Below are 485 nucleotides of genomic sequence, written 5' to 3' on the forward strand. Positions count from 1 at the left end.
ATCAAGGCTAGACGCTGACCGACTGCACCAAGGGGCCAAGGGAGAGTACCGGAGGCAGGCCTGTTACATGATCCGAATCAACCCGGAGCAGGCCGCCGGGCAGGAGGCGCAGCGCCTGGCTGCCCAGTCTGCCCGGCAAATATGACAGCGGATCAGTACTGCCAGAAGATGCGCTGCAGCTCCTTGCTGCTCTGGGGGCGCGTGAGAGCGACAGCCGCCAGAATGCGGGCTTTCTGCGGGTTCAGGTCATGCGCGACCACCCAGTCGTACTTGTCGTCCGGCTGCTCGGCATTGCGCAGCACGAAGCCATCGGCCACACGCGACGAACGGACGATCTGAACGCCCTGGCTGCGCAGATCCTGTAGCGCAGGAACAACACGGTCGGCGACCGAGCCATTGCCAGTGCCGGCGTGGATCAGCGCCTTCACGCCCGTGCGGCCCACGGCATCCACCGTGGCGCGCGGCACGTTGCCGTAGCCATAGAC

Annotated in this window: 1 pseudogene; it reads right to left on the bottom strand. The window is 65.6% G+C overall.

The features are described 5' to 3' along the window. Positions 1–152 precede the first annotated feature (152 nt). Positions 153–485 (bottom strand): annotated as a pseudogene (locus D7Y13_RS42260) (hypothetical protein); the annotation flags it as partial.

It is taken from the genome of Corallococcus praedator (assembly GCF_003612125.1).
GTDB lineage: Bacteria > Myxococcota > Myxococcia > Myxococcales > Myxococcaceae > Corallococcus > Corallococcus praedator.